Raw genomic sequence first — 13865 nt, forward strand, 5'->3', positions numbered from 1 at the left:
AAAATTAACACAACAAAAAACACATAACATTCTCTTCACATTAAACTTTTGTTTTGATAACTGTAAAGTAATATTGAGATAACCCATAACTTGAATTTAGCCTATACATTTGTCAAAATAAAATATAACAACACACTTATGAAAACAAAATTTTTAGCTTTAGCACTTGTAACAGGGTTATTCTTAAATTCATGCTCAAGCAGCGACGATTCAACTCCAGTTACTCCTCCTGCTACTGGTGAAATTACGGGACCAATAACTAAGGACGTTACTTATGCTTATGGGAACTACACTTTGAAAGGAATTGTAAAAATCAACTCTGGTGTTACAGTAACATTTGAGGCTGGATCTACAGTTACAATCGACAAAGCAACAGGAGACAATGCATTAGTTGTTTTACTTGGCGGAAAATTAATCACAAAAGGAACTGCTGACAAACCAGTAGTATTTACAGAAAAATCTAAGGTTCCAGGATCTTGGGGAGGAATCATTATGTATGGTGACGCTCCTGCAAATGTAGCTGGTGGTAAAGCAACTTCTACTTCAGAAGACGGAAACAACATTTCTTATGGATCAGCAAATCCAAATCCAGCTCATAATGGTGGTTCATTAGTTTACACAAGAGTTGAATACGCTGGTTCAAAATTAGCTGACGGAGCAAAAGAAAACAATGGTTTTACTTTTTACTCAGTAGGTTCAGGAACAACTTTAGATCACTTAGTATCTTATAAAGGAGCTGATGACGGATTCGAATTCTTTGGAGGAACTGTAAGTATGACAAATGCTATCTCTTACGGTAACTATGATGATTCATTTGACTGGCAAGATGGATGGCAAGGTCAGGCAAATAGCAACTGGTATGCTTACCAAATTGACAAAGGAAACTATGGTATGGAAATTGAAGCGTCTTCAAATGATAATGCTTATTTTCCAAAAGTAACTAACATCACTCTAAAAAGAGCTGCAGGTACGGTTACTGAAGAACAAAAAGAAATTCAATTGGACGCTTTTCAATTTAAAAAAGAAGGAAATGGAGATTTCAGCAACATCGTAATTGATGGTTATGTTAGTCAAACTACTCCTACTGCATTTAATGGTGGTGTACTACAAATACTGGATAAAGTTACTTATGATCATCAAGTTGCTGGTGGTAAAATTAAATTAAAAGACGTAAAAATCACCAACTCTCCTATTACATTCATTTCAGGACAAGCTACTTTTACATTATCTGCAGCAAGTTTTCTTCCTTTAACAAACTGGACAACTAGCACTACTGCAACTGGAGCTTCATTAACTCCTGGAGCTTGGGCTACAGTTGACGGTGTTAGCTTGATCAAATAGTTTACTTCAAAATATAATTGTTAAAAACATCCTAAATATTTAGGATGTTTTTTTGGTGTAGTTTTTGAAAACTTTTTTTGTATATTTACTTATCTAAAATCACGCGATGGCAAAAAATTACTTTTATATTACTTTCTTACTGGCTTTTTCTTTACTGTAAGCATCTCAGCTCAGGATAATAAATCAACGCCTAAAACCCAGGGAACTCCTATAGAGGGGTTAAGCTTGTATCCTAACCCTGTATTAAATGGAAAAGTATATATTACTTCAAAAAACGATCTTGAAAAAGAAATTATCATTTTTGATGTTTTAGGAAAAAAAGTACTTCAGATACATTTGACCTCAAAAGAACTTAGCATTCCTGATCTCACACCAGGAGTTTACATCATAAAAATAAGTGAACAAGGCAATTCGGCAACACGAAAATTAATTGTTCGATAACCATAGAAAACACACTTTTAAGCTCCATAATTTGGAGCTTTTTTATTGCCCTTACACCTACAATAATTTATACCTTTGTAAAAAAAAGTTTTGATTACAGCCAACGATATATTTACTATTTCAAGTCAGAAACAATTTGAAAAAACAGCACTTAAGGTGTTCCGTTTTCAACATGAAAACAACAAGGTATATCGTAATTTCTGTGATTTTTTAAATGTAAATCCGCAACAGGTAAAATCTCTGAAACAGATCCCTTTTTTACCCATTCAGTTTTTTAAAAGCCATGAAGTAGTTTCTAATTCCGATTTCCCTCAGGTTATTTTTACCAGCAGCGGCACTACCGGAGTGGTGACCAGCAGACATTTGGTTACAGATGTTTCGCTTTACGAAGAAAGTTATCAAAAAGGATTTGCACAGTTTTACGGCAATATAGAAGATTACGTTGTTTTAGCCCTCCTGCCGTCTTATTTAGAACGCGACGGATCTTCACTAATTTACATGGTCGAAGATTTAATAAAACTATCCAATCAGCATGAAAGTGGGTTTTATTTGCACAACCACGACGACCTGATTAAAAAGCTAACTACGCTTGACGAATCAGGTCAAAATGTAATTTTGATTGGCGTTACATATGCTTTATTGGATTTGATCGAAAAACATCAGTTCAACCTTCAAAACACCATTATCATGGAAACTGGCGGAATGAAAGGCAAACGCAAAGAAATGATCCGCGAAGAATTGCACGAGCAGCTTTGTAAAGGTTTTGGCGTTTCTTCAATTCATTCAGAATACGGCATGACAGAACTTTTGGCACAGGCTTATTCGTTAGGCGAAGGTATTTTCGAATGCCCGTCGTGGATGCATGTTTTGATGCGTGATCCGGAAGACGCACTCACTTACGTAAAAGATGGAAAAACCGGCGGCATCAATGTTATTGATTTAGCCAATATTAACTCCTGTTCTTTTATCGCAACACAGGATTTAGGCAAAAAATATCCCAACAACTCTTTCGAGGTATTGGGACGTTTTGATAATTCTGATATTCGTGGTTGTAATTTGATGGTTTTATAGAATATTAAACCGCTCGAATCACAAAATAATTTTTCTTTCCACTTTGTAACAACACAAACTGATTGTTAATTAAATCATTTGCAGTCAATACAAAATCTTCGTTAATTTTTTCTCTGTTTACTGAAATAGAATTTGCAGTTAAAGCACGTCTGGCTTCTCCATTTGATTTAAAGAAACCTGTTTTTTCATTTAAAACGGTAATGATCTCCAAACCGTTTTCCAGATCTGCTTTTGTAATTTCTGCCTGAGGAACTCCGTCAAAAACTTCTAAAAACGTTTTTTCATCCAGTTTCTTTAAATCCTCCGCAGTTGAATTTCCAAACAAAATATTCGAAGCCTGAATCGCTTTTTCTAATTCTTCTTTACTGTGAACAAAAATCGTGATTTCTTCAGCTAATTTCTTTTGCAAAACTCTTAAATGCGGTGCTTCATGATGTTGTGCAATTAAGCCTTCAATTGTTTCTTTATCTAAAAAAGTAAATATTTTAATGTACTTTTCAGCATCAGCATCTGTAGCGTTAACCCAAAACTGGTAGAATTTGTAAACCGAAGTTTTATCAGCATCTAACCAAACGTTTCCTCCTTCAGACTTTCCGAATTTAGAACCGTCTGCTTTTGTAATTAAAGGAGTTGTTAACGCAAAAGCTTTCGCATTTTCACCGCCCATTCTACGTACTAATTCCGTACCCGTGGTAATATTTCCCCATTGGTCAGAACCTCCCATTTGCAAAAGACAGTTATTGTTTTTATATAAATGGTAAAAATCGTATCCCTGAATTAATTGGTATGTGAATTCTGTGAAAGACATTCCTTCGCCTTCTCCGTTGATTCTTTTTTTAACAGAATCCTTCGCCATCATGTAATTTACCGTAATACGTTTTCCAACTTCACGGGCAAAATCAATAAACGAGAATTCTTTCATCCAGTCATAGTTATTCACCATGATTGGTCCGTTTGGTTCATTTGAATTAAAATCTAAAAAACGTGACAATACACTTTTGATTCCCGCAACATTTTTAGCTAAAGTTTCTTCATTCAGCAAATTTCTTTCATCAGATTTTCCGGATGGATCACCAATCATTCCGGTTGCACCACCCACTAAAGCAACGGGCTGATGGCCAAAATTCTTTAAATGAACCAGCAAAATAATCTGAACCATACTGCCAATATGCAGCGAATCTGCCGTTGGATCAAAACCAATATAAGCCGATGTTACCTCTTTTAGCAATTGTTCTTCCGTTCCTGGCATGCTATCATGGTACAAACCGCGCCACTTTAATTCTTCAACTAGATTCTTCATTTTAAAATATTTTTGCGCAAATGTAATCAATATCAATTTCAATGGCAAAAAACAATGGCAATGTCAAAAATCAATAAATTTAAATTCCAAACTTTAAAAAATTCCAAATTCCAATTTTTTCAAGGGCTGTTTACATTTGGTTTCTGTTTTGTAAAAATAACACCGTCAGGAATTACACTGATTAGAACTACATCAACAGGGAAATTCGTGTAATTTGTGGTAAAAAAACTTTGAGCCTTTGTAACTTTGTAACTTTGCCTCAAAACAGTATCTTTACAAAATGGTATTAGTAACAGGAGGAACCGGTTTAGTTGGCGCACATTTATTGATTCATTTAATTGAAAATGGAGAAAATGTAAAGGCGATTTACCGAAATCTAAAAAATATCCAAAAAACAAAGTCGGTTTTTGAACTATATAAAAAAGGCGATTTATTTGAAAAAATCAATTGGCTTGAAGCCGATATATTAGACATTCCTTCCCTTGAGACTGCTTTTATCGGGATAGAATATGTTTATCATTGTGCTGCTTTAATTTCATTCGATCCAAAAGACGAAGATACCCTTCGCAAAACCAACATTGAAGGAACAGCCAATATGATTAATTTTTCCATAGCCAAAGAAATAAAGAAATTTTGTTTCGTAAGTTCGATTGCTGCTTTGGGAGATTTGCAACCACACGAGACTTATATTACCGAAGAAACCGACTGGAATCCGGAAAAACCACACAGCGACTATGCTATCTCAAAATACGGTTCCGAAATGGAAGTCTGGAGAGGTGTTCAGGAAGGTTTAGATGTAATCATTATAAATCCCGGCGTTATTTTAGCTCCCGTTGCAACAAAGTCAATTTTTGAACACGGAAGCAACGAACTGTATATAAAAGTAAGTAAAGGACTTTCATTCTACACCCTTGGAAAAAGTGGATTTATCACTATAAATGATGTTGTAAGAGTTGCTTTTGAGCTAATGAAAAGCAATATAAAAAATGAACGTTTTACTCTAATTGCTGACAATATTGTGTTCAGGGATGTTCTCAATACGATTGCTGAAGTTTTAAAAGTAAAAAAGCCAACAATTCACGCCACGCCATTACTCATGAATATTCTATGGATTGCTGATGGCATATTTTCAACATTATTTTTTCAAAAAAGAAGCCTCACGAAAGCAACAGCAAAAGCTTCGTATTCTGGAAATCTGTATTCTAATGAAAAAACAAAAACCGCTCTGGGAACGGTTTTTCTAGATGTGCATCAATACATAAAAGAAGCATCGAAATTATAATCCTTTATGCTGTAATCTTCTCATTCTTTTTATAGAATCGATATTGACTTTTTTAATTAGTTTCTTTTTGACAGAATCTTTAGGAGTTTCTTTTAATTTTTTCTTTTTAGCTTCAGCTGCTTTTTTTGCTTTAGCTACTTTTTCTTCAGCTTTCAGCTTTTTTTCGGTACTCTTTTTTTCTTTATCCAGCCTCGCATTTATTTCATCGAACATTTCTTTGTAACTATCATAATCGGCAGCGTAATAAATGTTACTTTGTGCAAATTGTAAACTGTCAACCTTGTATTTTTTAAAAATAAACTTTGTTGGGTTTGATGCAACTGAATCCAGCGACAAAGGCTGCTGGTATTTTATGGCTTCCAAAAGAGATAAATCATATATTATATCGATCATCTTTTCTTTCTCTATAAGTTTCGCAGGTTCCTTGACCAGGTCTTTTTTACAACTTACAGAAAGAATCAAAACCAATATTATAAATACGAAATTCTTCATTTGCAGTTTATCTGTTAAATAATAATCGTTTTCCGGCACGGATGTCTTTTACTTTAAAGTTGTTGTAAACCATTTCTCCGTTTACAAAAGTATGTGTAATTCTCGATTTAAAAGTAAAATTTTCAAACGGAGACCAACCACATTTATACAATATATTCTCAGGCTTTACACTCCATGGCAAACCTGGATTTACAATAACCAAATCTGCATAATAACCTGCTTTAATAAACCCTCTTTTTTCGATTTTAAAAATCTTCGCAGGATTATGACACATTTTTTCTACGATTTTCTCCACCGTGATTTTCCCCTGATGGTATGCTTCAAACATCGCAACAACGGCATGCTGTACTAAAGGTCCACCTGAAGGCGCTTTTAAATAAGACTGTAATTTTTCTTCTTTTGTATGTGGCGCATGATCGGTTGCAATAACATCAATACGACCATCATTCAGGGCTTTCCAAAGTTCTTTTCTGTCATCAGCTGTTTTTACTGCCGGATTCCATTTGATAAAATTACCTTTTGTTTTGTAATCTTCATCGGTAAACCAAAGGTGATGTACACAAACCTCAGCCGTGATTTTTTTCTCTTCTAACGGAATTTTATTGGTGAACAATTCCATTTCCTTCGCAGTGGAAAGATGGAAAATATGAAGCCTTGCACCAGTTTTCCTTGCCAAAGCCACTGCTTTTGAAGAAGAAATATAACAAGCCTCAGCACTACGGATTAGGTTATGTGCCGTAACCGGAATATCATCTCCATATTTTTCTTTGAATTCAGCTAAATTATTCTGAATCGTAGTTTCATCTTCACAATGAACTGCGATTAACATTGGCGTACTTGAAAATATTCTTTCTAAAGTCGCTTCATTATCTACCAGCATATTTCCGGTTGAAGAACCCAGGAAAATTTTGATTCCGGCAACATTTTTTGGATTTGTTTTTAAAACTTCCTCCAGATTATCATTGGTTGCCCCCATCATGAACGAATAATTCGCAAATGATTTTTGGGAAGCTATTTGGTATTTATCTTCTAAAATTTCCTGTGTAACGGCATTCGGAACCGTATTGGGCTGTTCAATGAAAGAAGTAATACCTCCTGCTACTGCAGCTCTGGATTCAGATTCAATATCCCCTTTATGTGTAAGTCCCGGTTCTCTAAAATGTACCTGATCGTCAATTGCTCCCGGGATCAGAAAATTTCCTTCGGCATCTATTACTTTACAATCGGATGATTTTAGACTGATACTGTCTGCAACTTCTACAATTAAGTCGTTTTCTATTAAAACATCACCTTCAAAAATTGTACCCTCGTTTACAATTTTGGCATTCTTAATTAAAATCCTGTTCATCGCCGTTCTTTTATAATGTATTGAATAATTTTTTTAATCGAAGAGAAATAACACCAAGTATCGCCTCCTTAATAATGGCATTGCTCATTTTTGAGACTCCTTTGGTACGATCGGTAAAAATAATCGGAACTTCTGTTATTTCAAATTTAGCACAATAAGTTCTATATTTCATTTCGATCTGAAAAGCATATCCAACAAATTTTATTTTATCAAGATTTATCTTTTCTAAAACCTCTCTTTTATAACAAACAAAGCCTGCTGTCGCATCGTGAATTTTCATTCCTGTAATAAATTTAACGTAAACCGAAGCGAAATAAGACATTAATACACGACTTAAAGGCCAGTTTACCACATTTACACCTGTAACATACCTGGATCCTACCGCTAAAGCTGCGCCTCCAAAATGACAGGCATCATATAATTTTTCAAGATCATTCGGGTTATGTGAGAAATCAGCATCCATTTCAAAAATAAAATCATATTTGCGTTCCAAAGCCCATCTAAAACCATGAACGTAAGCCGTTCCAAGACCGGATTTTTTGGCTCTTTTTTCAAGAAATAATCTTTCAGGAAACTCTTTCTGAAGCACAATAACCTTATCAGCAGTATGATCTGGGGAATTATCGTCAATAATTAAAAGGTGAAAGGATTTATGTTGCGAAAGCACCGCACGTACTATGCTTTCAATGTTTTCGATCTCGTTGTAAGTAGGAATTATGACAATACAATCATTCATTTTTTCTGCGTAATTTCACCGCAAAAGTAAACTTTTTATAGCATTTGATTCATAATAAATCTATAATAAAAGTATTGAGACAAAAAATTACTAATTTTGTATTGTTATGATTGAACAGTTCCATCCCAGAATTATAGAAAACAAAGATTGGGCAACACTTTTATTTGTGTTGGCTTTCGCTGTTGTTGCTATTACTAAATCAGCTTACGAAAACAGATTTAGTGAGTTTACAAAGCTTATTTTCTCAGATAAATACGTTAAAATTTACCGTGATGTTTCCCATCTGAAAAGCAGTTTTACAGTAGCCTTATTTTTTGTACAAATTATTTCGTATGCATTTTTCATACAGCTGACCATGCATCTATTTGGCTACGCCGCAAAAACTGACTGGATGCTTTTTACTCAAATTGTCACTTTTTTGACCTACTTTATATTAGCAAAGTATTTAATTGAAAAAATCGTAGGAACTTCTTTCAACATTAATGAATTTGTCGATCTTTTCAACTTACAAAAAGCAACTTACAGAACCTATATTGGTTTATTAATACTTCCCGTTAATGCAATTTTGTTCTATCATGATGATATTCCTAAAATCATACCATTAGCAATCATAGGTGTTTCAGCATGCATCAGTATGTTTTCATACTTTATTTCAATTAAAACTTATCAAAATACAATAATCAATAAATTGTTTTATTTTATTTTGTATCTTTGCGCTCTTGAAATAGCCCCTTATTATTTCCTGTATTATTGGATTACTAAGGTGGCTCAGTAAATGTCTATAATATGAAAGTGAAAACAATTTTGGTGTCACAGCCTGAACCTAAAGTGGAAAACTCCCCTTACTTTGAGCTCCAACAGAAACACAAAATAAAAATTGATTTCAGACCTTTTATTCATGTGGAGGGAGTTAGTGCAAAAGAAATCCGATTACAAAAGATCGATCTTAATCATTACACTGCAATTATTTTAACAAGCCGAAATGCTGTTGATCATTTTTTCAGAGTTGCTGAAGAGATGCGCTACAAAGTTCCTGAAGGATTGAAATATTTTTGTCAGTCTGAGGCCGTTGCTTTTTACCTGCAAAAATATGTAGTGTACAGAAAACGTAAAATTTACGTTGGAGCTAAAGATTTTGCAGATTTATCTCCGCTTATCAAAAAATATAAGGACGAAAAATTCTTATTGCCGGCTTCTGATCAGTTAAATGCTGATGCACCAATAACTTTAAACGGTTTGAAAGTAGACTGGGCACAAGCTATTTTCTACAGAACCGTAATGAGCGACTTATCAGATTTAGCAGACGTTTATTATGATGTTTTGGCTTTTTTCAGCCCAACCGGAATAAAATCGTTGTTTAAAAACTTTCCTGATTTTAAACAAAACAATACCAGAATCGCTGTATTTGGAAGCACAACTCAAAAAGAAGCTTTAGATCACGGTTTAAGAATTGACATTCTTGCCCCGACTCCTGAAACTCCTTCTATGACAATGGCTCTTGAAAAATACATTGCCGAAGTAAACAAAGCGAAATAAATTCTAAAATATACAATCTTAAAAAATCCAAATTCCAATTTAACACATGGAATTTGGATTTTTTTTTATAAGAATCTTAGCCTCATTTGAATTTGGACTCGTGCGATAGCGAACAGGCGAAGCAATTTAAAAAAATATTGGAATTTCCTTTTTCAGACCAATTTAACTACATTTGATTTCTATTCTAAACTCAAATTACAAGAATAGTTTCAAATTTTAAGTTATGAAAATCAATTCCCTATTAATTGAAATTGACGGTATCGACAAAGAAATCCTTCGATATCTTATGGACGATGCCCGCAAACCTATTCTTCAAATTGCAAATAAAATAGGTATTTCAGGAGCTGCGATTCATCAGCGTTTGAAGAAACTGGAACAATCCGGTGTAATTTCAGGATCAAAATTCACTGTAAATCCAAAAGTTTTAGGCTACAATACCATGGCATTTATTGGTGTTTATCTCGACAAAGCTTCGGGAAATTCAGAAGCCGTAAAAGAGCTGCGAAAAATCCCAGAGGTTTTAGAATGCCACTACACTACCGGAAACTGGTCGGTTTTGATTAAAATTATATGTCGTGACAACGAACATTTAATGCAGCTTTTAAATACCAAAATCCAGGCAATTGAGGGGGTTTCGAGAACTGAGACTTTTATTTCTCTTGATCAGCAGATTGACAGGCAGATTCAGCTGTAAAATTAGATAATGTGTCAATTTGATAATTTGATAATTTGATAATTTGATAATATTCAAAACACATATAAATAATAACCCGACAGATTTGAAAATCTGTCGGGTTTTATAAATAAATTATCTAATGGGCTAATTATCTCAATTGCCACATTAAAACTAATTCCTCCTGCTTCCTGAATAAATCGAAATATAATACAACAACGTTGCAATTGAACCAATAGCTGCTACCACATACGTTCTCGCTGCCCATTTTAATGCATCTTTTGCACCCGCCTGCTCTTGTTGTGTCAGCATTCGTTTATTTTCTAACCACGCGAGCGCACGATTACTTGCATCATATTCGACTGGTAAAGTTATAATTGTAAATAATGTTGTTGCGGCAAAAATCACGATACCTACTAACAATAATTGCGGAAAAGTCCTGATCATCAGGATTCCGGCCAATAAAATCCATTGCACATAATTGGATGCAACACTTACAATAGGTACTAATGCTGAACGCATTGTGAGCCACTCATAACCAATTGCATGCTGCACCGCATGTCCGCACTCGTGAGCCGCAACTGCTGCGGCTGCCGCATTTCTGTGATTGTAAACTGCCTCGCTTAAATTAACCGTTTTATCTGCAGGATTGTAATGATCTGTCAATTGACCAGGAGTCGAAATCACACGAACATCGTAAATACCATTGTCTGCGAGCATCTTTTCGGCAATTTCCCTTCCGCTCATGCCGTTCTGCAATTGCAGTTTAGAGTATAATTCGAATTTACTTTTTAATCTTGAACTTACCAGCCAGCTGAATAACATAATAGCCCCGGCAATAATTAAATATCCACTTCCCATGATTTTGTTTTATTTGATTGAATCTAAATTTACAAAACGATCTGCAAATTATGAACCATTTTAACAAAATGTCATTTTGGCATTTTTACACCCATTATGTCTCAGTTTAGCATATTGTTTTTGAGTAGAAAAGCAATTAGTTCTGCCACATTCTTCATTTTGTATTTTTGAAGGATATTGCGACGGTGAGTCTGAACGGTTAAAAAACTTAAAAACAAATCATCCGCTATTTCCTGAGTAGATTTTCCCTGTGAAAGCAGCAATGCAATATCACGCTCTCTTCTGCTTAAAGCCGGAATACGCTCTAAATCTTCAGATAATGGCTGGCTAATTATGGTTTTAACTTCTTCACTAAACACAATTTCTCCTTCGATTGCTTTATAAATACAGTCTTTGAATTCGTCAAACGAAGCACTTTTCAGAATATAACCATTTCCTCCATTCTGAATAAACTGCATCACCAGGCTTCTTTCAGACTGACTGCTCATTCCGATAATTACAATTTTTGGATATTTCTGTTTAATTATTTTACATAAATCAACTCCATTTAGTATTGGCAAAAAAATATCCATCAAAATTAAATCAACGTTATGGTTTTCGATGTAGTCCAGCAGCTCAGTTCCCGATTGAAATTTTTTAACTATTTCAATATTTTCCAAATCCGACAATAAACCTTCAATTCCTGAAATTACTATTGGATGATCATCTATTATTACCGTTCTGTAACTCATAATTTGTTTTTGGATTATATTTTTAATTCGATATAAGTCGATGTTCCTTTACCAGCAACTGAATCTATTTCTAATTTCCCGTTTAAGAAAGCTACACGGTTCTTAATGTTTTTAAGCCCCATACCTTCTTGTTTTTCAGCAGATTCCACATTAAATCCTGTACCATTATCTTCCACTGTAATAAAGAAAACGTCTTTGTTTTGCGAACAGGAAACCAATATATGTGAAGCTTTTGCATATTTTAGAGCATTATTTAAAAGTTCCTGTATAATCCTGAAAATCATGATTTCGAAATGCTGCGGCAAATTTGATTTTTTAACCAAATATTGAAATTCAATTGTTGTTTCGGGATTGGAATGTGAAGCACATAAATCTTTTAAAGCGTGTTCAAGTCCCAATTTCATTAAACTTTCCGGCATTAAATTCTGAGAAATATTACGAAGTTCCTTAATCGAATTATTAAGCATTGCATGGATATTGGGATTCGTTTCGTTGTTTTCACGACCGGATATACTCAAATGCATTTTCAAACCTGAAAGCATGCTCCCGAGTCCGTCATGTAAATCTCTTGCAATCCTTTTTCTTTCCATTTCTTCTCCTTCAATCAGGGCATTTGAGATCGATAATTTTTGCTGATTTTCCAGTGCGGCGAGTTCCTGGATATGGTTCATTTCTTTTTGAAGGCTTAACTTTTTCTGATAATTATTCCAGCTCCACAAAAACAAAACCGTCAAAAACAAAAGAAATGAAAGAACCGCAAAAAGAATCATATTAAGCCTGTTATTATTTACCTGCAAAACAGCTTTTTCATTTTCCGACTGCAGCAAACTAATTTTCTTTTCGCTTTCTGCTTTTTTATATTTTGCTTCAAGCTCAATGATTTCATTTTTCAGTTTCGCATTGTTAAGACTATCATTAATCACATTATATTTATTCGAATAAAAATAAGCCTTTGAATAGTCTTTAGTGGCATTATAAACCTTTGACAATTCCTTATAATAGTTCTTTTTATCTACTGTAAAAGAGGTATTTTTAATTAGATATTCCAGATTATTTATGGCTTTATCAAAATTTTTAAGTTTAAAAAGCACTTCATATTCTGCAAATTTCAACCTGTTAAGTGCGACAAGATTGTTATGATTTTTAGCTGATTTTATTCCTTTTCCAAAACTTACAAGTGCTTCGTTAAATTTATTTTGCTTGGAATAATATATTCCTTCTGAATAATAATAAGAATCATTGAGGTTGGATTCCGGATATTTGTTTAAGATCGAAAAAGCTCTTTCCAAAACTACTTTTGCATCATAAAAATGTTTGAGCTCAATTAAGTTTTCGGCATTAATAATATAAGTCTCCATTCTCGACTCTGCGAGTGTTGCCGATTTTTTAGTTGTATTTTCTATATACCTTTGTGCCTCTGCAAGATATTCTGAAGCCTTTTGGCGCTCTTCATTGTTCATAAAAATAATGGCAACTGCTTTACTCAAACCACTAATCAGCTCAAAATCGCCACTTTTCTTAGCAATTGGAATCGCTTCATTTACAAGCAGTTTCATATAGGCATTTTCATTGTTCTTATGCTGTTGTATAATACCATAATTCTGCAGCACAATGGCACGCAGTTTATACGCTTCTTTGTTTCTGTATTTTTTTAATTTGTTATTCGCATTCATTAAAGCTTTTTCATAGCCGTCTAAATCTCCTTTTTCAATAAAACTATAGGCATTGTAGTAAATAGAAGCATCTCTTAAAAAAGGAAATTTGATCTTTAGCCGGTTCGCCTGCGCGAGATATTCTTTAGATTTTTTGACATCCTGAACCATTAAAAACAATTTGGACAATCTAAAACTATTCAAACACTTAATACTGTCAGACTTAATGTTCTTGGTAACGTTTGCAACACTGTCAATATATACTGTGTCATCATCTAAGGACAGAATTACTTGTGAATTGGAGATTGCAGAAAAAAACAGAAAAAATAAAAAGATGTATAGTTTGTTCATAAAGGTGGCATTTTCTCAAAGTTATTAAAGCTTAATGACTTTCAAAAAGA

General features: G+C 34.0%; 13 protein-coding genes and 1 pseudogene. 7 read left to right on the top strand and 7 right to left on the bottom strand.

All coding sequences use genetic code 11. The features are described from left to right. The first annotated feature begins 138 nt into the window (after positions 1-138). The 3 genes and pseudogenes from P5P89_RS07095 to P5P89_RS07105 all read left to right on the top strand — a co-directional run bounded on the left by P5P89_RS07095 (position 139) and on the right by P5P89_RS07105 (position 2853). Positions 139-1341 carry a hypothetical protein gene (locus tag P5P89_RS07095; protein ID WP_278011320.1) on the top strand — a complete coding sequence of 401 codons (1203 nt, stop codon included), beginning with the start codon at positions 139-141 and terminating at the stop codon, positions 1339-1341. Positions 1342-1447: 106 nt separating this feature from the next. Beyond that, positions 1448-1782 (top strand): annotated as a pseudogene (locus P5P89_RS07100) (T9SS type A sorting domain-containing protein). A 90-nt stretch (positions 1783-1872) separates the two neighbouring features. Then, on the top strand, positions 1873-2853 hold the full coding sequence (locus P5P89_RS07105; RefSeq protein WP_278011321.1) for a LuxE/PaaK family acyltransferase: 981 nt from the start codon (positions 1873-1875) through the stop codon (positions 2851-2853). 4 nt (positions 2854-2857) lie between these two features. On the opposite strand, the gene tyrS is transcribed toward P5P89_RS07105, so the two are convergent. Beyond that, complete coding sequence (tyrS, locus tag P5P89_RS07110; protein ID WP_278011322.1) at positions 2858-4153, bottom strand: tyrosine--tRNA ligase; 1296 nt, start codon at positions 4151-4153, stop codon at positions 2858-2860. A 280-nt stretch (positions 4154-4433) separates the two neighbouring features. On the opposite strand from tyrS, the gene P5P89_RS07115 reads away from it, so the two are divergent. Further along, on the top strand, positions 4434-5435 hold the full coding sequence (locus P5P89_RS07115) for an NAD-dependent epimerase/dehydratase family protein (RefSeq protein WP_278011323.1): 1002 nt from the start codon (positions 4434-4436) through the stop codon (positions 5433-5435). Here P5P89_RS07115 and P5P89_RS07120 read toward each other — a convergent pair. Genes P5P89_RS07120 through P5P89_RS07130 form a run of 3 tightly spaced genes read right to left on the bottom strand, consistent with a single transcriptional unit; the run spans position 5430 to position 8011 of the window. Next, a complete protein-coding gene (locus tag P5P89_RS07120) occupies positions 5430-5927 on the bottom strand; it encodes a DUF4296 domain-containing protein (RefSeq protein ID WP_278011324.1) in 498 nt (165 codons plus the stop codon). The two genes, P5P89_RS07115 and P5P89_RS07120, sit on opposite strands and share 6 nt — an antisense overlap. 7 nt (positions 5928-5934) lie before the next feature. After that, positions 5935-7275 carry a dihydroorotase gene (locus P5P89_RS07125; protein ID WP_278011325.1) on the bottom strand — a complete coding sequence of 447 codons (1341 nt, stop codon included), beginning with the start codon at positions 7273-7275 and terminating at the stop codon, positions 5935-5937. Positions 7276-7285: 10 nt separating this feature from the next. Further along, positions 7286-8011, bottom strand: a complete 726-nt coding sequence (locus tag P5P89_RS07130) for a polyprenol monophosphomannose synthase (RefSeq protein WP_278011326.1) — start codon at positions 8009-8011, stop codon at positions 7286-7288. Between the two features lie 106 nt (positions 8012-8117). Here P5P89_RS07130 and P5P89_RS07135 point away from each other — a divergent pair, with 106 nt between their 5' ends. The 3 genes from P5P89_RS07135 to P5P89_RS07145 all read left to right on the top strand — a co-directional run bounded on the left by P5P89_RS07135 (position 8118) and on the right by P5P89_RS07145 (position 10241). After that, the gene (locus P5P89_RS07135; RefSeq protein WP_278011327.1) at positions 8118-8786 is read left to right on the top strand and encodes a DUF4271 domain-containing protein; all 669 of its coding nucleotides are present in this window, start codon (positions 8118-8120) and stop codon (positions 8784-8786) included. Between the two features lie 11 nt (positions 8787-8797). Next, positions 8798-9547 (top strand): uroporphyrinogen-III synthase, encoded by a 750-nt coding sequence (locus tag P5P89_RS07140; RefSeq protein WP_278011328.1) that lies wholly within the window; start codon positions 8798-8800, stop codon positions 9545-9547. Between the two features lie 223 nt (positions 9548-9770). Beyond that, positions 9771-10241, top strand: coding sequence for an Lrp/AsnC family transcriptional regulator (locus P5P89_RS07145; RefSeq protein ID WP_163395318.1), 471 nt, complete (start codon positions 9771-9773; stop codon positions 10239-10241). A 153-nt stretch (positions 10242-10394) separates the two neighbouring features. Here the strand turns inward: P5P89_RS07145 and P5P89_RS07150 are convergent, their stop codons facing one another. The 3 genes from P5P89_RS07150 to P5P89_RS07160 form a co-directional block, all read right to left on the bottom strand. Further along, a complete protein-coding gene (locus P5P89_RS07150; protein ID WP_278011329.1) occupies positions 10395-11081 on the bottom strand; it encodes a zinc metallopeptidase in 687 nt (228 codons plus the stop codon). 101 nt (positions 11082-11182) lie between these two features. Then, positions 11183-11812 carry a response regulator transcription factor gene (locus P5P89_RS07155; protein ID WP_278011330.1) on the bottom strand — a complete coding sequence of 210 codons (630 nt, stop codon included), beginning with the start codon at positions 11810-11812 and terminating at the stop codon, positions 11183-11185. A gap of 14 nt (positions 11813-11826) precedes the next feature. Continuing rightward, the gene (locus P5P89_RS07160; protein ID WP_278011331.1) at positions 11827-13815 is read right to left on the bottom strand and encodes a sensor histidine kinase; all 1989 of its coding nucleotides are present in this window, start codon (positions 13813-13815) and stop codon (positions 11827-11829) included. Positions 13816-13865 lie beyond the last annotated feature (50 nt).

Origin of the sequence: Flavobacterium gyeonganense, assembly GCF_029625295.1 — a bacterium.
Classification (GTDB): domain Bacteria; phylum Bacteroidota; class Bacteroidia; order Flavobacteriales; family Flavobacteriaceae; genus Flavobacterium; species Flavobacterium gyeonganense.